The following is a 25,768-nucleotide window of genomic DNA, read 5'->3' as shown; positions in this document are numbered from 1 at the left end:
CGGCGGGCACGTGACGAACCGCGCCTCCCGTCCGTGCAGACGACGGGACGGGAGGCGCGGTTCGTGCGTGCGACGGACTCAGACGCGTCCGCGGCGGCGGAGGCCGCGGGCGAGCCGCGACAGGCCCAGCAGGAGGAAGCCGAGCACCACCAGGCCACCCGCTGCCCCGGCGAGCGGGGCCACGTCGGCGCCGGTGAAGGCGAGCCCACCGGACCCGGAACCGGTCCCGCTCCCGTTCCCGGACGCGTTGCCGCCGGCCCCGGGCGCGCCCGGCGTCCCGGGCGTCCCGGGCGTCCCGGGCGTCCCGGGCGTCCCGGGCGTCCCGGGCGTCCCGGGTGTCCCAGGCGTTCCGGGGCCACCCGGCACCGCGGCGTCGACCACGACCGCGACCGACTGCACGGCCGACGTCGCACCCGCCACCGTCTGCGTCACGTGGATGGTGTGCTGCCCCACCGCGAGTCGCAGGACGACCGACCAGGTGCCGTCCTCGGCCGCCGTCGTCGTGACGGGCGTGCCGTCGTCGGCGACGACCGTGACGGTCGCTCCCGGCTCGGCGGTCCCGGTGACCCGCCAGTCGACGGTCCCGGCGGCCGAAGCCGTCTGGTGCGCGCCCGGCGTGGGCGAGGTGACCGCGAGCGGCTCCACCGCGTCGACCACGATCGGGACCGGCTGCGAGACCGTCGTCGTGCCGTTCACGGACTGCGACGCCTCGATGGTCCACTCCCCCTCGGGGACGCGGTCGAACGTGACGCTCCAGTCGCCGTCGGCGTCCGCGGTCGTGGTGCGGACCTGCCCGTTCGACAGGCGCACCGTGACGAGCGCTCCCGGTGTGGCGTGCCCGGTCACTGTGAAGCTGCCGGTGTCACCGGTGCCCGTCGCGGGGATGAGCTGGCCGGGGACCGGGCTCGTGATGGTCACGTCGGTCGGCTGGGCGACCACGACCCGCACGGTGCTCGTCACCGGGTCGGAGGTCACGCCGCCGACGGTCTCGGTGACCGACACGGTGTGGGTGCCCGGTGGGACCCGGGTGACGGTGACGGTCCACGAACCGTCTCCACCCGCGGTCGTCGTCGCGGTCCGGCCGTCGATGTCGACGGAGACCGTGGCGCCCGGCTCGGCGGTGCCGCTGACCGGGATCGACGTCGTGGCACCGGTGGTCGGGACGACCTGGCCGTCGGTCGGGCTGGTGACCCGGACCGGTGCGGCCGCGGCGACGGAGAACCCGACCTGCGGGGCGTTCGTCGTCGTCCCACCGACCGTCTGCGCGGCGGCGATCGTGTGCGGGCCGGTGCCGACGTCCGGCACGGTGACGGCCCACTCGCCGTCGCCGTCCGCCGTCGTCGTGACCGGGGTCCCGCCGTCGACGCGGACCGAGACGGCCGCGTTCGGGGCGGAGACACCGGTGACCCGGACGTCCGTGGTGCCGCCGAGCACGCGGTAGGCGGTGCCGTTCTCCGGGGAGGTGACGACGATCGCGTCCACCGCGGCGACCTCCACCGTCAGGTCGCGCTCGATCGGCGACGACGTCGTGCCGTTCACGACCTGCGTGACGACGATCGTGTGGTCGCCGGCGTCGAGACCGGTGAGCTCGGTCGACCAGCGGCCGTCCGGGCCGACCGGGACCTGGACGGGGTCGCCGTCGTCGGTCACGATCCGCACGGTGCCGCCGGGCTGCCCCTGGCCGCTGACCGGGACGCTCGCGGTCGTGGTGCCGGCCGGCACGGTCACGGTGTCGCCGTCCGCCGGCGTGTCGACGGTCAGCGCTGCACCCGCGGCGACCGTGAAGGTCGTCGAGACCGGCGCCGAGGTCGATCCCGCGACCGTCTGGGTGGCACGGACGGTGTGCTCGCCGGTGCCGAGGCCCTCGAGGTCGACCGACCAGGTGCCGGCGGCGGTCGCCGTCACGGTCCGGGGGTCGCCCCCGTCGACCGCCACCCGGACGGTGGCCAGCGGCTCTGCGGCGCCGTTCGCGGTCACGGTCGCGATCGAGTCCTGCTGCGCGACGCGCACGGTCGACCCGTTCGCCGGGGTGGCGATCGTGATCGGGTCCGCGACGAGCACCCGGACGCCGACGGTGACCGGGGCGGAGACGGTGTCACCGATCCGCTGCGTGACGCTGACCGTCGGGGTGCCCGCGGGCACGTCGGGCACCGAGACGCTCCAGTCGCCGTCGGTGTCCGCGGTGGTGGACTCGCTGCGTCCGCCGCCGAGGTCGACCACGACGGTCGCACCGGGCTCCGCCGTCCCGCTGACGTCGACCGTGGTGGTCGCGCCCTCGCCGGCGACGGTGTACTCCTGGCCTGCCGTCGGTTCGGCGATCTCGACCGGGGCTCCGGCCTCGATCTCGAAGGCCGACTCGACCGGGGTGGTGGACGTGGACCCGTCGACCGTCTGCGTGACGCTGACGTCGTGCGTGCCGACGCCGAGGTCCGGCACGTCGACGCTCCACGCGCCGTCGTCACCGGCGGTGACCTCGACGGGGTCGCGGTCGTCGACGGTGACCGTGACGGTGGCGCCCGGCTGGGCGTCACCGGCGATCGTCACCGTGGTGGTGGCGTCGCCGTCCGCGACGGTGATCGGGTCCTCGCCGGGCTGGCGGACGGTCAGGTCGGCCGCGGCGACGACGGACACCGGTCGTGCGACCGCCGCGCTCGTCGTCCCGTTCACGGCCTGGGTGACCTCCGCCGTCCACGAACCGGTGGGCACGTCCTCGACCGTCGTGGCCCAGTCCCCGTCGTCGTCGACCCGTGCCGTCGCGGTCCCGCCGTCACCGAGGTCGACCGTGACGGTCGCCCCGGGCTGGCCGGTGCCGGCGAACCGCACGTCGGTCGTGGCGTCGTCGTCGGCCACCGTCACGGAGGTGGCCCCGGCCGGGGTCGTCACCGTGAGCGGCGCACCGGCGCGGACCGACACCGCCGCGGTGACGGGTGCCGACGTCTGCCCGCCGACGACCTGCGTCGCGCGGACCGTGTAGTCGCCGACCGGGACGTCCGCGAACGTCGTCTCCCAGGCGCCGTCGGCAGCGGCGGTCACCTCGTCGGAGTCGCCGTTCGACAGCGTCACCGTGACGGTGGCCCCGCCCTGTGCCCGTCCCGCGGCCCGCACGTCGGCCGTGCCGGCCGCGTCGGCGACCGTCAGGACGGCGCCGTTCGTCGGAGCGGTCAGGGAGAGCGCGGTCCCGGCACGGACGGTGACGGTCTGTGCCGGACTGGAGGCGCTGGTCCCGCCGACCGTCTGGGTCGCGGTGAGCGTCGGGTCACCGACACCGACCCCGCCGAACGTGACGGTCCAGTCGCCGTCGCCGTCCGCGGTGGTGGTCGCCTCGTCGTCGCCGAGTCGCACCGTGACCGGAGCGTTCGGCTCGGCCGTCCCGGTGACCGTGACGTCACGCGTCGCGTCGGCGTCCGGGACGAGCAGCACGGCGTCGGCGGCCGGGGTCGTCACCGTGACCGCGTCCGCGGCCTCGATCGTGACGGTGCGCGTCGCCGGGTCGGAGACCGCCGGGGACGAGACCGTGCCGGGCAGCGTCTGCGTCACCGACACCGGGTGCTCGCCGACGGCGAGGTCCGGGAAGGTCACCGACCAGGTGCCGTCCGGGGCGACCGTCGTCCGCTGGTCGTCCTCGCCGGTCGTGCTCGCGGTCACCGCGGCGCCGGGCTGGCCGGTGCCGGAGACCGTCACGTCACGTCGGACGTCGTCGCCCGCGACCGTGATCGGCGCCGTGCCGGGGGTGGTGATCGCGAGCTGCGCGGCCGTGACGACCTGGAACGTGGTCGGGATCGCGGTGGTGACCACGCCCTCGACGCTCTGGCTCGCGTTCACCGTGTACGTGCCGGTGGGTGCGAGACCGGTGGCGTCGACGCTCCACACGCCGTCGCCGTCGGCCGTGGTGGTGAACTGCGTGTCCGGGCCGAGCGAGACCGTGATGTCCGCGTCCGGCTCCGAGGTGCCGGAGATCGGGACGGTCGCGGTCGAGTCGCCGTCGACGACGACGACGCGCGAACCGACGGCCGGCGAGTCGATCGCGACGGCAGTCCCCGGCACGACGGTGAAGTCGCGGGTCACCGTGGGTCCGGTCGTGCCGTTCACGGTCTGCACGGCGGTGACGGTGTGGTCGCCGATGCCGAGCTGCGTCGGGTCGGTCGCCCAGTTGCCGGAGCCGTCGGCGACCACGTCGACCGGGTCGCCGTCGTCGACCGTGACCCGCACGCTCGCACCCGGCTCGGCGGTGCCGCGCACGACGACGCCGATCTGGCCGCCCGCTCCCGCGGGGACCTCCTGCGCGTCCGTCGGTGACTCGATCACCAGGTCGTCGCCGACCGCGATCGCGAAGTCCCGGTCGACGGCTGCGGACGTCTGCCCGCCGACCGTCTGCGTGACGCTCGCGGTGTGGTCGCCCGTGCCGACGTCCGGCAGCGTCACCGACCACGCACCGTCGTCGCCGGCGGTCGTGGTGACCGGGTCGCCCGTCCCGTCGAGGACGACGCTGATGCCGGCGCCCGGCTGCGCGGTGCCCGAGACGAGGACGTCGATCGTCGAGTCGTCGGTCGCGACGTCGGTCGTGCTGTCCTGGGTCGGCGAGGTCACGGCGAGCGCCGCGCCGGCGACGACCGTCACGACCTGGCGGACCGCCGGCGAGGTGGTCCCGCCCACGGTCTGCGTCGCCTGGATCGTGTACCGGCCGACCGGGACGTCCTGGACCGTGGCGGTCCAGTCCCCGTCGCCGTTCGCGGTCGCGGTGGCGGTCAGCCCGCCGCCGAGCGAGATCGCGACGTCGGCGCCGGGCTCGGCGGTGCCGGTCACGTCGAGGTCGGTCGTCGTGTCCGCGTCGAGCACGGTGACGGTGGCACCGGGTGCCGGGGCGGTGATCGCGATCGGGTCACCGGCGGCGACGGTGAAGTCGCTCGTCACGGGGCCGGAGGTCGTCCCGCCCACGGTCTGCCGCGCGGTCGCGGTTCGGTCGCCGACCGGGACGCCCTGGAAGGTCGCCTCCCAGTCGCCGCCGCCGGTCGCGGTCACCGTCGCGGTGAAGGACCCGCCGATGCCGACCGTGACCTGCGCGTTCGGTGCGGCGGTGCCGGACACCGTGACGGGCGTGGTCGAGGTCGGGTCCGCGACGGTGATCGTGCTGCCGTCCTCGGGTGCGTCGATCGTCAGCGCCGGGGCGGCCGTGACCGTGAAGGCACGTGTCACGGGGGCACTCGTCGAGGACCCGACGGTCTGCGTCACCTGGGCGGAGTACGACCCCGCGGGGACACCCGCCACCGTCGTCGACCAGGTACCGCCGGCGTTCGCTGTGGTCGTGGCCGTGCGGCCGCCACCGAGGTCGACGTCGACCCGGGCGCCGGGCTGCGCCGAACCGGAGAACGGCACGTCGCGGGTGGTTCCGGCGAGCGGGAAGTCCTGGCCGGCCGTCGGGCTGTCGACCGTGAGGCCGGCTGCGGCGACGACCCGGAAGGCCCGCGTCACGGGCGCCGAGGTGGTGTCCCCGACGGTCTGCGTCACGCTCGCGGTCGGTTCGCCGATCGGGACGTTCGGCACCGTGATGCTCCACGCGCCGCTCGCGTTCGCCGTGCCGGTCGCGGTGAGGCCGCCGCCGAGGTCGACGTCGATGCGGGCGTTCGCGGTCGCGGTGCCGGTCAGGGTCACCGGCGCGGTGGTGCCGGTGGTCGTGAAGGTCTGCCCCGCGGTCGGCGTCGAGATGGTCAGGGCCTGCTGCGCGACGACGGAGAACTGCTGCGTGGCCGAGCCCGCCGCTTCTCCCCCGACGGTCTGGGTCGCGGTCGCCGTGTACGAGCCGGTGGGCACGTTCGCCACCGAGGTGCTCCACGTCCCGTTGGCCGCCACGGTCGCGGTGCCCGTCCGGCCGCCGCCGAGGGTCACGGCGATCGTGGCTCCGGGTTCGCCGGCGCCGCTGACGGTGACGCTGCGGGTGGAGGACGCCGTCGGCACGCTGAACACCTGGTTCGCGGTCGGGGCCGTGATCGTCGGCGCGACGAAGGCCGAGGCCCGCACGGTCGACGTGGCGAGGTCGACGGTGGCGACGTTCGCCCCCGGCAGGATCGACAGCCGCAGGGCGTGCACGCTCCGCGAGCCGGGGTCGTACCCGCGGCCGTCGCGGAACCCGGTCGTGGTGTCCTGCGCGTTGACGGTGAGGTCGACGACCTGGCGGAGGAGCAGGACGACCGGCGACAGCAGCGTCGCCACGGCTGTGGTCGTGGTGGTCAGGGTGGTGCCGAGCTGCGTGAGGGCGGTCCCGCCGATGATCGGCCGGAGCGCGGTCTGCAGGGTCGGGACGACGATGCCGGAGACGACCGGCGCGAGCACGGTGCCGAGGGGCAGCGGCAGGCCGACGAGACTCCCCGATGCGGTGACGGTCGGGTTCGCCGTCGCGGTGCCGGCCAGCGCGCCGAGGGTCGTGTCGACCTGCAGACCGATCGCGGCCGCCGACTGCCCGAGGACGGTGGCGTTGGTGGCGATGTTCACGCGCACCGCGGTGGAGTTGATCGTGTTGACGACCGCCGTCTGCAGCGTGGTGGGCAGCTGCGTGCCGAGGATCGTGGCGATGCTCTGGTTGATCGAGTTCACGGCGACCGTCGTCAGCACCGGGGTGTTCGCGGGCTGGCCGTTGAGGGCCGTGAGCTTGTCGAGGTCCACCGTGATCGTGCCGGTCGCCGGGACGATCGTCACGGCGCCGTCCGTCAGCGGCTGCTGGAGGACCTGGGTGAGGGTGCCGTCGAGGTTGAGGTTCACGTTCGCGGTGATGGTGGTGCCGCTCACGTTCACCGTGCCGAGCAGCGCCTGGCGGAGGAGCGTCTGGATCTGGCCGGACACCGCTGCGGTGGTGCCCTGCAGCGCTCCCCCGGTGCCGAAGACGCCGTTCACCGAACCCGACACCGTGCGGAGCTCGTCGCGGAGCGAGGTCGTCAGCCCCTGGACGGCGGGGCTCGTCAGCGTGAGGTCGGCTCCGGCGATCCGGTAGTCGCTCGTGGTGCTGACCGTCGCGCCGCGCGTCGCGGACAGGGTCGAGGCGAGCGCCCCGACACGCAGCTGCGCGTTCGAGAGCACCGTCGTGTCGGCACCGACCCGGCTGAAGAGCGGGTTGAGGTCGAGCGTCGACGCCCCGGTGCCGATCCCGGTCCCGACGCCGATGCCGCCGTCGTTCGTCAGGAGGCCGGAGGACGCCGTCGCACCGTTCGCCGAGGTCGTCGCGTACTGGCCGGCCACCCCGAGGGTGAGGATGCCGTTCGCCCCGAGCAGGTCGATGTCGTTGCCGAGGTCCACCCCCACGGTGTTCAGGGCCTCGACGTTGAGCGGCTGGTTCGTCGTCCCGCCGCCGGTCGTCGCACCGCGTGCGGAGTAGGCGCCGCCGAGCTGGGCGATGCCGTCGACGTCCACGATGCCCGAGCCGCTGAGCAGGAGCCCCTCGGCCTCGGAGACGTCGGTCTGTGCAGCCGCAGCGGGTTGGATCGCCACGGTGGCGGCGAGGAGCGCCGTCACCGTGGCGATGACGCCGCCGCGCAGGAGGAGACGCCGATCGTCCGATGCTCGTCGTCGAGCTCGGCCGCCAGCACCGAAGATCCGTCGTGTCCAGTCGCCCGCCGTCGTGGGTACACGGGTACCCCGCAGCGACACGTGCCTGCGCATGCGTGTCTCTTTTCCTGGCGAGCGCGCTCGCCACCTGATCCGGAACTCCCCCGCTGGTGAGGCGGTGGAGGGTCAGGAGCCCTGGTTGGGGGTTCCTGAGGGCGATCTTTGCACACGATCAGGTTGCTGTCCGCAACCCGTTACGAAAGAGACACCGGGCGCACGAAAAGACTCCTCACGCACCCGCCAGAGCCCGGTTACCCTTGCTGCGTTTCCGCCCTGGGGGAGTTGGCCTGGATGGCGTCACGTGAGGAGCCGCCGAGAAGTCTACCGGACGCGACGGGCAAGATCGGACACATGAAGATCGCCATCGCCGGAGGCCACGGCCAGATCGCCCTCCTCCTCGCCCGCCAGATCACCGACGCCGGCCACGACGCCGTCGCCATCGTCCGCAACCCCGCGCACGTCACCGACGTGGAGCAGCAGGGCGGACGGGCGATCGTCGCGGACCTCGAGCAGCTCGACGACGACGAACTCGGGCTCCGGCTCCGCGGGGTCGACGCGGTGGTGTTCGCCGCCGGGGCCGGTCCGGGGAGCGGCGCCGAGCGGAAGCTCTCGGTCGACCGGGACGGGGCGATCCTCCTGGCGGACGCGGCCGAGCGCGCCGGCATCCGCCGCTACGTGATGATCTCGGCGATGGCGGCGGACTCGTACGACCCGGAGCGTGCGGTCGTGCCCGCCCGGTCCGAGGCCGACGTCTTCCAGGTGTACCTCCGCGCGAAGGCCGAGGCGGACGCGAACCTGCGGGCCCGGAGCCTCCGCTGGACGATCGTCCGACCCGGGGGTCTGCTCGACACGCCGCCCCAGGGCACGGTCGACGTCGGCGCCACGGTCCCCCGCGGCACGATCCCGCGCTCGGACGTCGCGGCGGTGGTGCTCCACGCGCTCCTCGACGACACCGCGGTCGGCGTGCAGTTCGAGGTCACGAGCGGCGACACCCCGATCCCCGCCGCGGTCGCGTCGCTCGGCTGACGACAACCCCGGCAGCGGCGTCGAACCACGGATCCGACATCGAACCGGGCGACGATGCTGGTTCGACGTCGGATTCGTGGTTCGATCGCGGCGCCGCGCGTCAGAGCGCGACCGCAGCCGACTGCCGGGCGATCTCCAGTTCCTCGTTCGTGGGGATCACGAGCACCGCGACGCGCGACGTGTCCGTGGAGATGAGCCGCGCCTCCCGAGATGCCAACTCGTTGCGGTCCGCATCGATCTCGATGCCCAGGTGCTCGAGCCCGGCGAGCACGCGCCGGCGCAGCAGCGCGTTGTTCTCGCCGACCCCCGCGGTGAAGACCACCGCGTCCAGCCCGCCGAGCTGCGCCGTGTAGGCGCCGACGTACCGACGGATCCGGTGCCGGTACACGGCGAGCGCTGCCTCGGCCACCTCGTCGCCGTGCAGCGCCGCGTCCTGCACGTCGCGCATGTCCCCGTTGCCGGTCAGGCCGAGCAGCCCGGACTCCTTGTTGAGCATGGTGTCGAGCTCGTCGAAGGAGAGCCCGGCCTCGCGGTGGAGGTGGATGAGGACCGCGGGGTCGAGGTCTCCGGAGCGGGTGCCCATCACGAGGCCCTCGAGCGGGGTGAGCCCCATCGAGGTCTCGATCGAGCGTCCCCCGTCGATCGCCGCGGCGGACGCCCCGTTGCCGAGGTGCAGCACGATCGTCTTGAGCTCGGCGAGCGGACGGCCGAGGAAGTCTGCCGCCTGCTCGGACACGTACTTGTGGCTCGTCCCGTGCATGCCGTAGCGGCGGATCGCGTACTTCGCGGCGAGGTCCGCCGGGATCGCGTACGTGTAGGCGTGCGGCGGCATCGTCTGGTGGAACGCGGTGTCGAACACGGCGACCTGCGGCACGTCCGAGAAGACCTGCTTCGCGGCGCGGATCCCCTCGAGGTTCGCCGGGTTGTGCAGCGGCGCGAGGCTGTTCAGCTCCTCGATCTGCCGCTCGACCTCGTCCGTCACCACGGTGGCCCGGTCGAAGGTGGTGCCGCCGTGCACGACGCGGTGGCCGACCACGGCGGGCGGGTGCTCGTCGAAAGACGGCCCGACCTTCGCGAAGGCGTCGATCATGGCCTGGAAGCCGGCCGCGTGGTCGGCCACCGGGGTCGAGTCGTTCGACGAGGACTCCCCCGTGAGCGCGTTGGTGTGCTTCCACGCCCCCGTCGACTCGCCGATGCGTTCGACGAGCCCGGAGGCGAGCGTGCGCTCCCCCTCGAGCTCGATGAGCTGGTACTTGAACGAACTCGATCCGGAGTTCACGACGAGGGCTGCGGTCACGGGATGGGTCACTTTCTCGGTCGGACGGGAGGCGCGGTGCGGGTCGCGCGGGTCAGCCCGCGTCGGTCGCGGTGCCGGCCTGGATCGCGGTGATCGCGACGGTGTTGACGATGTCGCCGACGAGCGCGCCGCGGGAGAGGTCGTTGATCGGCTTGCGCAGGCCCTGCAGGACCGGGCCGATCGCCACGGCACCGGCCGAGCGCTGCACGGCCTTGTACGTGTTGTTGCCCGTGTTGAGGTCAGGGAAGATGAACACCGTGGCGCGACCCGCGACGGGCGAGTCCGGCATCTTCGTCGACGCGACCGTCGGGTCGGCGGCGGCGTCGTACTGGATCGGCCCCTCGACGAGCAGGTCCGGGCGGCGCTCGCGCACGAAGGCGGTGCCGGCGCGGACCTTGTCGACGTCCGCTCCCGAGCCGCTGTCGCCCGTCGAGTAGCTGAGCATCGCCACGCGCGGGTCGATGCCGAACTGCGTCGCGGTCTCGGCGGACGAGATCGCGATGTCCGCGAGCTGCTCGCTCGTGGGGTCGGGGATGACCGCGCAGTCGCCGTAGACGAGGACCCGGTCGGCGAGGGCCATCAGGAAGACGCTCGACACGATCGAGGTGTCCGGCCGGGTCTTGATGATCTCGAACGACGGCCGGATCGTGTGCGCCGTCGTGTGCTTCGCGCCGGAGACCATGCCGTCGGCGAGCCCGAGCTGCACCATCATCGTGCCGAAGTAGGACACGTCGGTCACGGTGTCGCGGGCGAGCTCGATCGACATGCCCTTGTGCGCCCGGAGGCGGGTGTACTCCTCGGCGAAGCGCTCACGGAGCTCGGGGTCGAACGGGGAGACGAGCTGTGCGGCGTCGAGGTCGAGGCCGAGCTCGGTCGCCCGGGTCCGGATCGCGGCGGGGTCGCCGAGGATCGTGAGCTCGCACACCTGGCGCTGCAGGAGCGTGGACGCGGCGCGGAGGATGCGGTCGTCCTCGCCCTCGGGCAGGACGATGCGCTTGCCGTACCCGCGGGCCCGGTCGAGCAGTCCGTGCTCGAACATGAGCGGCGTCACGACCCCGGAGGGCGTGAGCTGCAGGCGGTCGCGCAGGGCGTCGGCGTCGACGTGCTGCTCGAACAGCGCGAGCGCGAGGTCGGCCTTGCGGGGCGAGTCCGCCGCGAGCCGTCCGCGGGTCTGGGTGATGCGGAGCGCGGTGTCGTAGGTGCCGAGGTCGTTCTGCGCGATCGGCAGCGAGCTCGACAGCCCCTCGAGCAGGCGGGAGATCTGCGGTGCCGTCTCGAACCCGCCGTTGAGGATCACCCCGGCGAGGCTCGGGAAGGTCTCGGACTGGTTCGCGAGGAGCGTCGCGATGAGGACGTCGCTGCGGTCCCCCGGGACGACGACGATCCCGCCCTCGATCAGGCGCGGCAGGACGTTCTCCATGCTCATGCCGGCGACGACGGTGCCGAGGGCCTCGCGGTCGAGCAGCGCTTCGTCGCCGCGCACCAGGGTCGCCCCGGTGGCCTCGAGCAGGGCTCGGACGGTCGGGGCGACGAGGACGCGGTCCTCGGGGATGGCCCACACGGGCAGGTCGGGGTGGTCGTCGCTGACGGCCTGCCGGACGCTCGACACGACCGACGGCAGGGCATCGGGGTCGGCACGGTTCACGACGATGCCGAACAGCTGGGCGTGCGCGGCGCGGAGCTCGCTCGTCGTGACGTCGGCGACCTGGGCCATGTCCTCGGGGGTGCGGGCACCGCGTTCGGCGGCGTCGCGGCCGCCGAGCACGAGCAGCACCGGAGCGCCCAGGTTGACCGCGACCTTGGCGTTGAACGACAGCTCCGTCGGGCTGCCGACGTCGGTGTAGTCCGACCCGAGCACCACGACCGCGTCGCACTGCCGCTCGACCTGGGCGAAGCGGGTGACGATCGTCGCGAGCGCGGCGTCCGGGTCGGCGTGCACGTCGTCGTAGGTGACGCCGACCGCGTCGTCGTAGGAGATGCCGACCGCGGTGTGCTGCAGCAGGAGCTCGAGCACGTAGTCCGGCTCGTCGACGGAGCGGGCGACCGGTCGGAACACCCCGACCCGTCCGACCGAGCGTGCGAGGGTCTCGAGGACACCGAGGGCGACGGTGCTCTTGCCCGTGTGTCCTTCTGCTGACGTGATGTAGATGCGGGTCGACACGCGTCCAGGGTAGTCGGCGCACACGGCACGACATCTGGGAGCCCCGGCACTTCCGACACGCGGTCGTGAGCACTCCGGAGAACCTGTACCATTGGGTGTCGTCGTCGGAAGACGGCGCCAGGAGAATTCGCCTAGTGGCCTATGGCGCACGCTTGGAAAGCGTGTTGGGTGCAAGCCCTCGGGGGTTCGAATCCCCCATTCTCCGCCAGAGCACGAACGCCCCGGGCACCGATCGGTTCCCGGGGCGTTCGTCGTACGGAGCACTCCGGAGCACTCCGGCGCACTCCGGACAGGACGGTCCCCCACCCGGCGGACCCCGCCGAACCCCGTTCGCCATGGACTGGCCGGGAAACGATGCCGAGGGGTGGAACGGGCTGTCCCCGATACCCGTCGGTCGCCTAGACTGACCCAAAGGACGGCCCCGGGACGGGTCGGACACGGTGCACGGAGCGGCAGGGGCGCGCTCCCCGGGCGAGCGTCGAACGCTGCCCGGGCACCCGAGGGACGAGGAGTCCACGTGGGGGACCTGACGGCGCCGGCAGCAGCTCGGCCGAGCGCGACCGTGTACGACGTGGTCCTCCGGCCGCGTCGCTCGCTCGTGCGCTCGACGATCCTGAGCGTCGTCTTCTCGGCCGTCCCCCTCGCCGTCGCCCTCGTCTGGGTCTCGCTCCCGATGCGCCTCTGGCCGGTCGTCACGGGTGCGGTCATCCTGCTCGCGGCCGCCGTCGCCGTCGTCTTCGTGCGCCTCGGCACCGCGTTCATCGGCATCGACCCGGTGGCGATCACGGTGCGCGGCGTCCTCACGCAGAACCGTCGGGTGGGCCGCGACCGCGTCCACAGCCTGGTCCTCGCCACCACGTACGGCAGCGCGGTCGAGCGCACGACGCGCGAGCTCATCGCGCTCGACGCCGCCGGCGCCCACCTGTTCCGCCTCCGCGCCGACACCTGGAGCGACGCCGGCATCGACAGCATCGTGGACGCCCTCGGCGTGCAGGTCACCGACGAGACCCGGCCGATGTCGATCCGCGAGTTCGTGCGGCGCTACCCGGCGAGCCGGTCCTGGTACGAGCAGCGCGGGGCGTACGTCGCCGTCGGTGCGGTGGCGGTCCTCGCGGTCGCCGGGCTGCTCGTGGTCGAGACCACCGGCCTCCTCGGCTGACCCTCAGCGACGGCGGCGCAGGGTCGAGAAGATCCCCTGCACGACCTCCTTGGCGATCGTCCTGCCCAGCCCGGACCCGAGCAGGTCCGACAGCGGGTCGTCCGCCTTCCGTGACGTCGTCGTCCGGGACGACGTCCGCCCCGACCGCCGCGCATCGGCCGCCCGTTCGGCTCGCTCGAACTCCCGCTGCGCCCGCTCGTACTCCTTCTGCGCCGCGGCCCGTTCGCGCGCCTCGGTCTTCTCCTTCGCCGCGGCCTCCTTCGCTGCGGCGGCAGCGGCGCGGGCCGCCTCCTTCTCCGCCTCGGCGGCAGCGGTCGCCGCGGCCTTCTCGGCGTCCGCGGCAGCCGCGTCCGCAGCGGCGGCCTCCATCCGGCGGGCGAGCATCTCGTACGCCGAGTCGGGATCGAGCCGCGTGCCGTAGGTGGGCAGGAGCGGCGATGCCTGCACCCGCGCCGTCATCTCGGCCGCGGGCATCGGGTCCATCGAGCCCTCGGGGGCTCGCAGGCGCGTCCAGGCCACCGGCGTCGGCGCGCCCTTCTCGTTCATCACGGTGACGATCGCCTCACCGGTGGCGAGCGAGGTCAGCACCTCCCCGAGGTCGTAGTCGCTCGTCGGGTAGGTCGACACCGTCGCGCGGAGTGCCTTCGCGTCGTCGGGGGTGTGCGCCCGCAGCTGGTGCTGGATCCGCGAGCCGAGCTGGGCGAGCACGTCGTTCGGGACGTCCTTCGGGGTCTGCGTGACGAAGAAGATCCCGACACCCTTCGAACGGATGAGCCGGACCGTGCGGACGATCTGCTCGAGGAAGTCCGCCGACGCCCCGCTGAAGAGCAGGTGCGCCTCGTCGAAGAAGAACACGAGCTTCGGCTTGTCCTGGTCGCCCACCTCGGGGAGCTCGTTGAAGAGGTCGGCGAGGAGCCACATCAGGAACGTCGAGAAGACCTCGGGCTGGTCCTGCACGCCGGGCACCTCGAGCAGGCTGACGATCCCCCGGCCGTCGGCGGCGGTGCGGAGGAACACGGTCGTGTCGATCTCCGTCTCGCCGAAGAACTGGTCGGCGCCCTTGTCGGCGAAGGTGATCAGCTCGCGGAGGATCACCCCGGCGGTCTGCTTCGACAGCCCGCCGAGCTCGGCGAGCTCCGCCTTGCCCTGGTCGCTCACGAGGAAGGTCAGCACGCTCCGCAGGTCGGACAGGTCGACGAGCGGCAGCCCCGCCCGCTCCGCGTAGTGGAACACGAGCCCGAGGGAGGACTCCTGCGTGTCGTTCAGCCCGAGCACCTTCGACAGCAGGAGCGGTCCGAACCCGGACACGGTCGCACGGATCGGCACGCCGGTCCCCTGCCCGCCGAGCGAGTAGAGCTCCGCCTCGCTCGCCACCGCGCGCCACTCCTGGCCGATCCCGGCGGTGCGCGCGAGGAGCTTGTCGTTCGGCGTGCCCGCGACCGCCAGCCCGGACAGGTCGCCCTTGATGTCGGCGGCGAAGACGGGCACCCCGTTCGCGGCGATCTGCTCGGCGAGGACCTGCAGCGTGCGCGTCTTGCCCGTGCCGGTCGCGCCCGCGACGAGACCGTGTCGGTTGAGCATGCCGAGCGGGATCCGGACCTGCACGTCGGGCACCGCGGCGCCGTTCACGAGGGCACCGAGCTGCAGCGCGCTGCCCTCGACCTCGTAGCCGGCGCGGATCGCCGCGACGGCGTCCGCGCCGAGCGGCCCCTCGCCCGTGGTCGGCTCGGGAGGCACGGTGCCGGTCGTCGACGTCGGCTCGCCCGCCGGGGCGGTCGCGTCCACCGCCGGGGCCGGGGCGTCGACGACCGCCGGCTCCGCGTCGGGCTCGAGCCGCGCCTCCTGGCCCTGCGCCACCGCGGCGGCGAGTTCCTCCGCCCGCTGCACCGCCTCGTCCGCGAGGCGCCGGGCCTCGTCGGCCGCCTGCTTCGCTGCCTCGGCCGCTGCCCGTGCCTGCGCCACCACGTCGCTCATGTCCACAGCATACGAACGGCCGGACGCTCCTGTCCGGCGCGTGCCGTGGCACCGTGCGACGGTCAGTGCGTGAGCGCCGGGACCGTCCTCGGTCGGACGACCGCCCAGAGCAGCACGATCGCGACGGCCGACGTGCACGCCATCACCACTGCCATCGGGGTCGCCGTGGTGATGCCGATCCACCCGACCACGGGCGAGATGATCCCCGCCACGCCGAAGTTCAGCGCGCCGAGGAGCGAGGCGGCGGTGCCGGCCTCCTTGCCGTGGGCGGCGAGTCCGATCACCTGGACGAGCGGGAACGAGAAGCCGCACGCGGCGATGAAGAACCAGAGCGGCACGAGCACCCCGACGAGTCCGGCGCCGAGCTGGTCGAGCACCATGATCGCGACGGCGGCGAGGAACAGGGTCGCGGTCGAGCACGCGAGGATCCACTGCGGACCGACGCGCTGCGCCAGTCGCGCGGAGACCTGCACGCCGACGACGACGCCGACCGAGTTCACCGCGAAGAGCAGACCGTACTGCTGCGCGTCGAGCCCGTACAGGCCCTGGAACAGGAACGGTGACGCGCTGAGGTACGAGAAGAGCCCGCTGAAGACCATCGCCCCGATGAGCGCGACCCCGACGAAGACGCGGTCGGAGAAGAGCGCCCGGTACCGCTGCCCGATGGTGGAGTGTCCGGCCTCGTGCCGACGTGCCGGCGGGAGCGTCTCGACGATGAGCAGGACCGCGGCGAGCACGACAGCGGCGCCGTAGCAGGCGAGGAAGACGAAGATCCCGTGCCAGCTCACGAACCGGAGCATCTGCGAGCCGATGAGCGGGGCGAGGATGGGCGCCAGGCCGTTCACCATCGCGAGGCGGGACAGCATCCGCACGAGCGGCTTGCCGCCGAACAGGTCGCGCACGGTCGCCATCGCCACGACGCCACCGGCCGCTGCACCCATGCCCTGCAGGACGCGGAAGATCGCCAGCACCTCGACGTTCGGTGCCAGTGCGGCTCCGAGCGATGCTGCGACGTGCAGGCTCGTCGCGATGATGAGCGGGAGCCGGCGACCGACCTTGTCGCTCCACGGGCCGACCAGCAGCTGTCCGGCCGCGAAGCCGAGCGTCGTCGCGGTGAGGGTGAGCTGCACCGCCCCGTCGGTGATGCCGAACTCGTCCTTGAGCGACGGGAACGCCGGCAGGTAGAGGTCGATCGTGAACGGTCCGAGCGCGGTGAGGGCGCCCAGGACGAAGACGTAGACGAGTCGCTGCCGGCGGGAGAGCGCGTCTCCCGGGTGCAGGACGACACGGAGCGAACCGGTGGTGGCGGGCGCGGTCACGAGCAGGAGTCCTTCGACGGTGAGGGGTGGGGAGGTGATCGCGGCGTCGATCGAATCGATTCGTCCGCGGAACCATCCTACGGGTCCCCCGAGCACCACCGCAGCAGTCCGGGGCGTTCTCCCGCGTGTTGCCACGGCTCCCGCCCCGATCGGACGCGGCACATGCGGTACCGTCGGACTGCTCGCCGCCGGTCGACCGCCGGCGGACGTCGTCCCGCCCGTTCCGCCGGAACACCGGCGGGACGGAACCGGATCAGAAGGGGGTGGCGTCATGGTGGATGCCCGCATCCTGCACACGACCGCTGCCCTGCGCGAGGCAATCCTGCGACTGGCCGCCGACCGGCCGGTGTCCGAGATCACGGTCGCCGACGTCACCCGGGCGGCCGGCATCAACCGCGCCACGTTCTACTCGCACGCGGTCTCCCCCGGGTCGTTGCTCGCCGACGTCCTCACGCCGGAGCTCGACCGCATCCGCGAGGACGACGCCGAGGTCCGACGCGCGGCGTTCGCCCGGGGTGCCGGCGTCGACGAGTTCGCGACGATCACCCGACGCGGCATCAACGCCGTCGTCGAGCACGTCGTCGCGCACCGCGAGATCTACGGCAAGGCGCTGCCGGACCCGAACGACGCGTCGCTGCACCGACTCCTCGTGGAGCACTTCACGGTGTCGAGCGAGCAGCACATCCGGACGCTCGAGCGCGAGCACCGGCCGGAACTCCTCGACGACGTCGCCGCGGGCTTCGTGGCGCAGGGCTTCGTCGGCGCGATCGAGGCCTGGCTCGCCGGACCGCGACGGTCGCGGAAGGCACTGGTCGACACGATCGTGCTGTCGTTCCCGTCGTGGTGGCGCTGACCGCCCTCGGACGTCAGTCGGTCGTGGGCTTCTCGCCGCGCTGGAGCGACTCGACCACGTCGACGGCCCCGCTGACGAGGTCGGCCTGGTCGTCGCCGGCCGGCACCCGGTAGTCCGCGGAGACGCCGTCGCCGCCCGTGCCGCTCGTCGGCAGCGGGTCCCCCAGCGACACCACGACGACACCGGCGTCGTGCGCCGTCTGGATGACCCCGGTCAGCGCCGAGGCGTCGACCGCCCGCACGAGCAACGCCTTCGCGCCCGTACGGACGAGCTGGTCCACCGCGGTGCGCTGCGCGGCGGCGGAGCCGTCGGCCGGTGCGACGCGGACGTCCGGGTCGAAGCCGGCGTCGGCCAGTCCGGACCGCAGGTCTGCGCCGAGCGTGTCCTGCCCGGGTTCGAGGACCACGCCGATGACCGCGTGCCGGTCGAACCCGCCGTCGGAGCTGGTCAGGTCCGTGCTCTGCACCGGCGTGGGCGCGGCCGACGTCGTGCCCTGACAGCCGGCCAGGGCGAGGGCCGCACCGATGACGACGGTGGCGGTGACGACGCGGAGGAGCACGACCGCCACGCTACCCGCCCACCGCGACGACGGACGGTGCCGGGACGGGGCCGAGGCGACGGACCGCGGCGACGGCGAGCACCGCGATCAGGGTCATGCCGCCGAACACGAGCGGGAACGACACCGCGGCGTCGGCACCGCCCGTCCCGATGAACAGCAGCCCGGTGACGGCGAGCCCGATCACGCTGCCCGAGGCGTCGGCGATGGTCAGGGCCGAGCTCGCGAACCCGTCGTCGCCCTCGCCGGAGAAGCGCAGCGTCAGCATCGAGGTGCGCGGGTAGATCGCCCCCATGCCCGCGCCGCCGACGAACCACCCGACCACGAGCAGCCACCACGGCAGGCCGAACGTGGCGACCGTCAGCGCCGTGAGCAGGCTGACGAGCACGAGCGCGAGCCCGATCGCGAAGGTCCGGGTCGCGGTGAGCCGTTCCTCGCCCAGCCGTCCGTGCAGCCAGCTCGACCCGGCCCAGCTGAGCGCCGCGACCGTCAGCGCGAGCCCCGCTGCCGAGGCGGACAGGCCGTCCTTCGCCTGCAGCAGGAACGGCACGTACGCCTCGCTGCCGAAGAACGAGGCGGCGACGAGCCCCCGCAGCAGGATCACCGACGGCAGCCCGGGGGCGGCGCGGAAGGTGCCGGCGGGCAGCAGCGGGCGGAGTGCGAACCACGTCCCGACGAGGCCGATGAGCACGGCGGCGACCCGCGCCCACGCGCCGAGGTCCGGGGCGACGTTGAGCAGCAGGATCGCCACCGCGGCGGCGACCGACCAGCCGATCCGGGACCGCTGCCACGCCGGACGGAGCTCGGGTGCGGGTGGGTGCAGCCGGCCGAGGGTGGGGACGAGCAGCGAGAACGCGCCGACCGCGATGACGAGTGCACCGGCGAACACCCAGTGCCAGTTCCAGACGTCGGTGACGATGCCCGCGAGCGCCGGACCGACGAGCGCCGGCACCACCCACGCGGCGGCGAACCCGGCGAACACCGGGCCGTGCAGGTCGGCGGGGAAGATCCGGGCGACGAGGACGTAGAGCACGACGTCGATCGCGCCGGCACCGAAGCCCTCGACGAGCCGGCCGACGAGGAAGACCTCCATGGTCGGGGCCAGCATGACGACGGCGGTGCCGACGGCGAAGAGGCCGGCCGACACCCACGCCACGATGCGTCCACCCGCGCGGTCGGTCCAGTTGCCCGCGAGGACCATGCCCGGCACGCCGGCGGCCAGGGGTGCGGCGAACGCCAGCGCGTAGAGGGTCTCGCCGTCGAGGTCGCGGCTGATCTCCGGCATGACGGTCGTCATCGCCAGGTTCTGGAACGCCGCGACCGCGACGATCGCGACCATCCCGACGGTGGCGAGGGCGTACGGTCCGCTGAACAGACTGGTCCTCGTCGCCGCGGTGCTCACCCGATCATCGTAGGGCCGCCCACCGACGCCGGGCGGGCCGCCGAGGTCGGGCCCGCCACCGCCGTCGAGCGGGTCAGCGCGCGAGCGCCTGCTGCAGGTCCGCCACGAGGTCGCCGGCGTCCTCGATGCCGACGGACAGGCGCACGACGTTCTCCGGCACCGCCAGCTCCGTGCCCTTCACCGACGCGTGCGTCATCTCGGACGGGTACCCGATGAGCGACTCGACCCCGCCGAGCGACTCGGCGAGCGCGAACACCTCGGTCGACTCCGCGAAACGACGCGCCGCCTCGGGCCCACCGCGCAACGCGACCGAGAGCATGCCCCCGAAGCCGCGCATCTGGCGTGCCGCGACCTCGTGGCCGGGGTGCTCGGCGAGCCCCGGGTAGTACACGCGCTCGACACCCGGAGCACCGACCAGTGCCTCGGCCACCGCCTGGGCGTTCCGCGAGTGCCGCTCCATCCGGACGGCGAGGGTCTTGATGCCGCGCGTGGTGAGGAACGCGTCGAACGGCGACGAGATCGCCCCGGCGCCGAACTGCAGGAACTGCACCTTCGCGGCGAGCTCCTCGTCGGCGAGCACCACGGCGCCGCCGACGACGTCGGAGTGGCCGCCGAGGTACTTCGTCGTCGAGTACACGACGACGTCGGCGCCCAGCGACAGCGGCTGCTGCAGGTACGGCGACGCGAAGGTGTTGTCGACGACGACCACGGCACCGGCCGCGTGGCCGATCTCGGCGAGCGCGGCGATGTCGGCGATCTTCATGAGCGGGTTCGTCGGGGTCTCGACCCAGAGGACGGTCTGCGCCGGAGCACCCTCGAGCGCGGCGCGGACACGGTCGGTGTCGCTCATGTCGACGACCACGAGCTCGACGCCCCACGGCACGTGCAGCCGGCTGACCAGGCGGTGGGTCCCGCCGTACACGTCGTTGCCCATCACCACGCGGGCACCGGGGACGAGCGTGGCGCGCAGCAGGGCGTCCTCGGCGGCGAGCCCGGACGCGAACGAGTACGCCGCGACGCCGCCGTCGAGGTCCGCCAGGAGGGTCTGCAGCGAGTCGCGCGTCGGGTTGCCGGCGCGCGAGTACTCGTAGCCGTTCCGCATGCCGCCGACACCGTCCTGCACGTACGTCGACGTGAGGTGGATCGGGGGGATGACGGCGCCGGTGGGGCCGTCGGGCTCCTGGCCGGCGTGGACGGCGCGGGTGCTGAACTCGGTCATGCGGGCTTCGTTCCTCGTTGGGTCGGGGGCGTCACGCGGGACGCGGGTCACTCGGACAGGTAGGCGAGCAGGTCGTGGCGGGTCAGCACGGTGACGGGCTTGCCGTCCTCGACGACGAGCAGGGCGTCCGCCGACTCGAGCGCACGTCGCGCCGACGAGACCGACTCGCCGACACCGATGAGCGGGAGCGGGTCGCCCACGAACCCGGACAGCGCGTCCGTCATCTTCGCGGCGCCGGTGAAGACCTGCTCGAGCAGGTCCTTCTCCGCCACCGCGCCGACGACCTCGCCGATGACGACGGGCGGTTCGGCGCTGAGCACGGGCATCTGCGAGACGCCGTACTTCGTCATGATGTCGACGACCTCGCGCACGGTGTCCGCCGGGTGGGCGTGGACGAGGTCGGGCAGCCGGCCGTCCTTGCCCGCGATGAGCGACCCCACCGTGCGCTCGTCGTCGGTCTCGGCGAAGCCGTAGGAGCGCATCCACCGGTCGTTGAAGATCTTGCCGAGGTAGCCGCGGCCGCCGTCCGGCAGGAGCACCACGACCACGTCGTCCTCGGTGAGGTCGCGGGCGGCGCGGAGCGCGGCGACGACCGCCATGCCGCTCGAGCCACCGACGAGCAGGCCCTCTTCGCGGGCGAGCCGACGGGTCATCGCGAACGAGTCGGCGTCCGACACGGCGATGATCTCGTCGGGGACCCCGGGGTCGTACGCGGTCGGCCAGAAGTCCTCGCCGACGCCCTCGACCAGGTAGGGGCGACCGGTGCCGCCCGAGTAGACGGAGCCCTCGGGGTCGGCACCGACGATGCGGACACGGCCGTCCGAGGCCTCCTTCAGGAAGCGTCCGGTGCCGGAGATCGTGCCGCCGGTGCCCACGCCCGCGACGAAGTGCGTGATGCGCTGATCGGTGTCGCGCCAGATCTCCGGACCGGTGGTCTCGTAGTGGCTGCGCGGGCCGTTCGGGTTGGCGTACTGGTTCGGCTTGTAGGCGCCCGGGATCTCGCGCACCAGCCGGTCGGACACCGAGTAGTACGACTCCGGGTGCTCGGGCGGGACGGCCGTCGGCGTGACGACGATCTCGGCGCCGTACGCGGTGAGCACGTTCCGCTTGTCCTCGCCGACCTTGTCGGGCAGGACGAACACGCAGCGGTAGCCGCGCTGCTGGGCGACGAGCGCGAGGCCCACGCCGGTGTTGCCGGAGGTCGGCTCGACGATGGTGCCGCCCGGGCCCAGGTCGCCGGAGGCCTCGGCCGCGTCGATGATCCGGGTGGCGATCCGGTCCTTCGACGACCCACCGGGGTTGAGGTACTCGACCTTCACGAGGACGGTCGCGCGCACCCCCTCGGTCACCCGGTTGAGCTTGACGAGCGGGGTGTCGCCGACGAGGTCGACCACGGAGTTCGCGTAACGCACGCGGTCGAGTCTAGGCGGCGGACACCGTCTTCCGCTGGGATGCGACGTGGGCGGACACCGCCGCGGAGACCTCCTGCCGGCGGCGGTCGATCACCTCCCCCATGTCCCGGGCGAGCGCCGGCGTGCCGCGCACGATCTGGTCGAGCGCGGTGGCGGGCACGACCAGCACCGCGACCTCGGTGAGCGCGACGGCGGTGGTGAGCAGCGCCTCCCGGGTCAACGCCGTCTGCCCGAGGTAGTCGCCGGTCTCGACGCGTGTCGCCGGCAACTCGGCGTCCTCGAACGGGACGCGCAGGTCGACGCTGCCGGACAGGACGAACCGGACCGCGTCCGGCACCGTGCCGGCCGTGACGATCGTCTCGCCCGCGGCGTACCGCTCGAGCCGGACGAGCGGTGCCAGCGCGGCCCCGTCGTCGCCCGTCAGGTACAGCGTGGGCGCGATCGACGCCAGGGCGGCGTCCCGACGCTCGTCGGTGACGAAGTCGTCGGTCGTGTCGCCGTCGAGGCCGAGCCCTGCGCGCCGGGCGGCGTACCAGAGCCACATCCGGAACTGGGCGAGCGCGTCGCCCTCCTGCGACGGTCCGCGGACCTCGAAGGACACGGTGTACGACGATCCGCCGGTCGGCACCGCCACCGGCTGCGTGCCGGGGTACCGCTGGGGCAGGCCGGACGCGACCCGCTGCAGCAGGGCGACCACCGCTGCCGGAGGGTCGTCCGTCGTGAACGTGACGTCCGTGGCGACCGGGAACGTGCCTCCTGTCCGGCTGAGGTTCGTGAACGACGCCCCCGCCAACGAGGAGTTCGGCATGATGAGGATCCCGGCGCCCGTGTCGATGTGCACCGACCGCCAGTTCACCTCGACCACCCGGCCGCGCACGCCACCGGCGTCGAGCCAGTCCCCCAGCCGGAACGGCTGCTCGAACAGCAGGAACAGCCCGGCGATCACCGGGCCGACGGCGGACTGCAGCGCGAGGCCGATGACGAGCGAGCCGACACCGAGCGCGGTGAAGATCCCGCCGACGTCCGCACCCCAGACGATCTTGAACACCAGCGCCAGCCCGAGCGCGATGAGCACGATGCGGGCGATGTCCACGAAGATCGACGGGATCTTCTCGCGCCAGGTGCCCTTGCGGGCGTTCGTGAACAGGACGATGTTCAGCCCGTTCAGGACGAACACGATCACGAGGAACCCGAGCACGGTGCCGATGATCTGGTTCACCACGGGCTTGCCCGGGTCGACCGCGTCGGTGACCTGGACGGACAGGACGAGGATCGCGATGATCGGCACCACGGCGTTCCGCAGCAGTCCGACCACCTTGTGCAGCGAGTTGCCGCGTCGCTCGAGGTTCGACTGCAGCTCGGTGAGGACGAGCAGCAGCAGCGGCAGGCCGACGATGACGCTGATCGCCGGCCAGAACCACGGCTGCTCCCAGAACGCGGTCACGACGCCGCTCCGGTGCGCTCGAGCTTCCAGACCCGCTGCGGGCCGGCCTGCGTCTGCACCTCGCCGGCGTCCTGCACGCCCCCGCGGTCGCCGAGCTTGTCGACCACGCGCTGCGTCGCGTACACGCCCGGCGCGGGGGCGATCCCCTGCACCCGGTACGCCAGGCTGACGGCGTCGCCCCACATGTCGTAGACGATGCTCGAGCGGCCGACGAGCCCGCTCGTGACCTGGCCGGTGTCGATGCCGGCGCGCAAGCCGATCTTCGATCCGTGCTGCGCGTTGAAGCGCTCGAGCACGCCCTGCGCCTCCTCGGCCCAGTCGACGACACGGCGGACGTTGTCCACGCGCGGCACGCTCAGGCCGCAGCTGGCGAGGTACCCGCTCCGGGTCGTGCGCACCCGCTCGACGCCGTGGCGGGTGGCCGCCTCGTCGAGGGAGCGCCAGACGTCGTTGACGAGGGACAGGGACTCCTCGGCGGTGAGGCCGGCGGCGAACTCGTCGAACCCGATGATGTCCGCGTAGACGACGGCGACGTCCTGGTGGTCGGCCGCGATCGTCTCGTCGCCCTGCTTGTAGCGACGGGCGACCTCCTCCGGCATGAGTGTCAGCAGCAGGGTGTCGTTCTGCCGCCGCTGCTCGTCGAGCAGGTCCTGCTTCACCTGCAGGCTGCGGCTCATGTCGTTGAACGCGAGTCCGAGGTCGCCGATCTCGTCGCCGGCCTTCGTCTGCACCTCGACGCCGAGGTCGCCGGACGACACCCGGTTCACCGCGGTCTGCAACCGCCGGATCGGCCGGACGAACACCTGGGCCAGCAGCAGGGACAGCAGGCTGACGAGGACGATGATGCCGACGAGCGCGAGGCCGATGTTGCGGGCGAAGTCGTTCACCGGGGCGAACGCCTCGGCGGTGTCCATCTGCGCCACGACGACCCAGCGGAGCCCGTCGACCTCGAGCGGCGCGTACGCCGCGAGCACTTCCTTCCCGCGGTAGTCCGTCGAGATCACCGTCCCGGATTTCCCCTGCAGCGCCCGTGTCACCGGGGTGGTGTTCACCTCCTGCAGGAGCACGGAGCCCTTCACCGCGACCTGGCGGGCCGCGGTCGACGGCGCCGTCCCGGCAGCGACGACGTCGCGCTGGTACTGCTTCGGGTGCTCGATGAGCTGGCGCGGGTACGACCGCATGAGGTGGTCGGCACCGACGAGGTACGACTCCCCGGTGTCCCCGAGGCCGTCGTCCTTCCACTGCTCGTTGCCCGTCATGACCTGCGTGATGAGGTCGACCGGCACCTGGACGGCCATCACCCCGATGATCTTGCCGTCCTCCCCCACCGGCGACATCACCCAGAGCGTCGGGACGTTGAGGCTCGGCACGTACCGCGCGAAGTCCGTCACCACGAAGTCGTCCGAGCTCGTCAGCTGCAGTGCCTGCTGGTACCCGGTCGCGAGGTTCGAGTCGCGGTAGGGCCCGCTCTCGAGGTCCGTGCCGAGGTCCGCGCCGGAGTACGCCGAGTACACGACGTCCCCGTCGGTGTTCATGAGCAGGAGGTCCTCGTACCCGGCGGCCTCGACCGCCTGCTTGAAGTACGGCTGGTACTCGGCGTGCGCCGCCGACCACGCACTGCCGTCACCGGCGTCGTCCTGGTCGATGGCCTTGTCGTAGTCGGTGAACGGCGCCGTGTACCGCGCCTGCAGGTAGGCCTGCGGGTCCTCGGTCGGCGCGAACTGGTCCGGGTTGGCGGTGCCGCCGTTGCGGTCGTCGAGCTGCGGGACGAAGGAGTCCCGGTACCAGTCCTCGACCTTCGTGTGGTCGTCGTCGGACACCGGCCGCGACTGCAGGTCGTCCCACCCCGACTCGAACGCCTTCGTCGCGCCGATGACGCTCTCGTTGCGGGTCTGCGCGACGACCGTCTGGGTGAACTGGCCGAAGGAGCGCTGCAGTTCGGTGATCCTCGCCTCGCGCAGCGAGGTCACCTGGTTGAACGCCGCGGCCTCGAGCGAGCTCCGGCCGTTCAGGTAGCCGACGACACCCACGACCAGCGCCGCCACGATGCTCACCGCGAGGAGCATCACGAGGAGCTTGGACTGGATGTCGAGGGAGCCGCTCGTGAGGAACGCGCGGAACTTCCCCTTCTTGCGGGGCGCGTCCTCGACGACGCGTGGTGCATCGGGGGCGATCGGGCCCGTGGGCGGGATGGGGTCGGACGTCGGTGGGACAGCTGTCACTTCAGACTCCGCTCAGGGGCACGGTGCGCTTGCGTGTGGTTCCTTCACAGCTACCACACGAGCATCGTTCGTGTCCGTCGGGTCGACCGGAAAACGCCGTGGTCGCGACCCGGCGACGGACGGGAGGCGCG

At 72.9% G+C, this 25,768-nt stretch carries 14 protein-coding genes, 1 tRNA gene and 1 other RNA gene; 4 read left to right on the top strand and 12 right to left on the bottom strand.

Annotated features, from left to right (window positions below; all coding sequences use genetic code 11):
* Window positions 1-78: 78 nt before the first annotated feature.
* Together BIV01_RS09260 and ffs are read right to left on the bottom strand one after the other, a co-directional pair.
* Window positions 79-7,500: a choice-of-anchor G family protein gene (locus BIV01_RS09260; protein WP_175473678.1), complete on the bottom strand. Its 7,422-nt coding sequence runs from the start codon at window positions 7,498-7,500 to the stop codon at window positions 79-81.
* Between the two features lie 310 nt (window positions 7,501-7,810).
* An RNA gene (ffs, locus tag BIV01_RS09255) (signal recognition particle sRNA small type) lies at window positions 7,811-7,907 on the bottom strand.
* A 37-nt stretch (window positions 7,908-7,944) separates the two neighbouring features.
* On the opposite strand from ffs, the gene BIV01_RS09250 reads away from it, so the two are divergent.
* The gene (locus BIV01_RS09250) at window positions 7,945-8,619 is read left to right on the top strand and encodes an SDR family oxidoreductase (protein ID WP_071302619.1); all 675 of its coding nucleotides are present in this window, start codon (window positions 7,945-7,947) and stop codon (window positions 8,617-8,619) included.
* Between the two features lie 100 nt (window positions 8,620-8,719).
* On the opposite strand, the gene BIV01_RS09245 is transcribed toward BIV01_RS09250, so the two are convergent.
* Entirely contained in the window at window positions 8,720-9,916 is a 1,197-nt protein-coding gene (locus BIV01_RS09245) for an acetate/propionate family kinase (protein WP_071302618.1), read from the bottom strand.
* 52 nt (window positions 9,917-9,968) lie between these two features.
* Window positions 9,969-12,077 carry a phosphate acetyltransferase gene (gene pta, locus BIV01_RS09240; RefSeq protein ID WP_071302617.1) on the bottom strand — a complete coding sequence of 703 codons (2,109 nt, stop codon included), beginning with the start codon at window positions 12,075-12,077 and terminating at the stop codon, window positions 9,969-9,971.
* A 120-nt stretch (window positions 12,078-12,197) separates the two neighbouring features.
* Here pta and BIV01_RS09235 point away from each other — a divergent pair.
* Window positions 12,198-12,285, top strand: a tRNA-Ser gene (locus tag BIV01_RS09235).
* Window positions 12,286-12,594: 309 nt separating this feature from the next.
* A complete protein-coding gene (locus BIV01_RS09230) occupies window positions 12,595-13,236 on the top strand; it encodes a hypothetical protein (RefSeq protein ID WP_071302616.1) in 642 nt (213 codons plus the stop codon).
* A 3-nt stretch (window positions 13,237-13,239) separates the two neighbouring features.
* On the opposite strand, the gene BIV01_RS09225 is transcribed toward BIV01_RS09230, so the two are convergent.
* Together BIV01_RS09225 and BIV01_RS09220 are read right to left on the bottom strand one after the other, a co-directional pair.
* On the bottom strand, window positions 13,240-15,210 hold the full coding sequence (locus tag BIV01_RS09225; RefSeq protein ID WP_071302656.1) for a helicase HerA-like domain-containing protein: 1,971 nt from the start codon (window positions 15,208-15,210) through the stop codon (window positions 13,240-13,242).
* Between the two features lie 62 nt (window positions 15,211-15,272).
* Complete coding sequence (locus BIV01_RS09220; RefSeq protein WP_071302655.1) at window positions 15,273-16,529, bottom strand: multidrug effflux MFS transporter; 1,257 nt, start codon at window positions 16,527-16,529, stop codon at window positions 15,273-15,275.
* Between the two features lie 271 nt (window positions 16,530-16,800).
* On the opposite strand from BIV01_RS09220, the gene BIV01_RS09215 reads away from it, so the two are divergent.
* Window positions 16,801-17,382, top strand: a complete 582-nt coding sequence (locus tag BIV01_RS09215) for a TetR/AcrR family transcriptional regulator (RefSeq protein ID WP_070418395.1) — start codon at window positions 16,801-16,803, stop codon at window positions 17,380-17,382.
* Window positions 17,383-17,395: 13 nt separating this feature from the next.
* Here the strand turns inward: BIV01_RS09215 and BIV01_RS09210 are convergent, their stop codons facing one another.
* The 6 genes from BIV01_RS09210 to BIV01_RS09185 all read right to left on the bottom strand — a co-directional run bounded on the left by BIV01_RS09210 (window position 17,396) and on the right by BIV01_RS09185 (window position 25,637).
* Window positions 17,396-17,941 (bottom strand): sugar ABC transporter substrate-binding protein, encoded by a 546-nt coding sequence (locus tag BIV01_RS09210; protein WP_175473677.1) that lies wholly within the window; start codon window positions 17,939-17,941, stop codon window positions 17,396-17,398.
* 10 nt (window positions 17,942-17,951) lie between these two features.
* Entirely contained in the window at window positions 17,952-19,340 is a 1,389-nt protein-coding gene (locus BIV01_RS09205) for an MFS transporter (RefSeq protein WP_092386387.1), read from the bottom strand.
* Between the two features lie 73 nt (window positions 19,341-19,413).
* Window positions 19,414-20,559, bottom strand: coding sequence for a cystathionine gamma-synthase (locus BIV01_RS09200; protein ID WP_071302615.1), 1,146 nt, complete (start codon window positions 20,557-20,559; stop codon window positions 19,414-19,416).
* A 47-nt stretch (window positions 20,560-20,606) separates the two neighbouring features.
* A complete protein-coding gene (locus tag BIV01_RS09195; RefSeq protein ID WP_071302614.1) occupies window positions 20,607-21,971 on the bottom strand; it encodes a cystathionine beta-synthase in 1,365 nt (454 codons plus the stop codon).
* 10 nt (window positions 21,972-21,981) lie between these two features.
* Window positions 21,982-23,415: a mechanosensitive ion channel domain-containing protein gene (locus BIV01_RS09190; protein ID WP_070418391.1), complete on the bottom strand. Its 1,434-nt coding sequence runs from the start codon at window positions 23,413-23,415 to the stop codon at window positions 21,982-21,984.
* Window positions 23,412-25,637, bottom strand: a complete 2,226-nt coding sequence (locus BIV01_RS09185; RefSeq protein ID WP_083413905.1) for an adenylate/guanylate cyclase domain-containing protein — start codon at window positions 25,635-25,637, stop codon at window positions 23,412-23,414. Before BIV01_RS09185 ends, BIV01_RS09190 begins: the two co-directional genes overlap by 4 nt.
* Between the last annotated feature and the right edge of the window lie 131 nt (window positions 25,638-25,768).

The organism is Curtobacterium sp. MCBA15_013 (assembly GCF_001865095.1).
Lineage (GTDB): Bacteria > Actinomycetota > Actinomycetes > Actinomycetales > Microbacteriaceae > Curtobacterium.
The sequence above is the reverse complement of the archived record's forward strand: the minus strand, read 5'-3'. Positions and strand labels throughout refer to the sequence as shown.

Coding starts and splice junctions, on each gene's coding strand:
- BIV01_RS09250 (WP_071302619.1), top strand. CDS start 7,945: ATGAAGATCGCCATCGCCGGAGGCCACGGCCAGATCGCCCTCCTCCTC.
- BIV01_RS09225 (WP_071302656.1), bottom strand. CDS start 15,210: ATGAGCGACGTGGTGGCGCAGGCACGGGCAGCGGCCGAGGCAGCGAAG.
- BIV01_RS09215 (WP_070418395.1), top strand. CDS start 16,801: ATGGTGGATGCCCGCATCCTGCACACGACCGCTGCCCTGCGCGAGGCA.
- BIV01_RS09200 (WP_071302615.1), bottom strand. CDS start 20,559: ATGACCGAGTTCAGCACCCGCGCCGTCCACGCCGGCCAGGAGCCCGAC.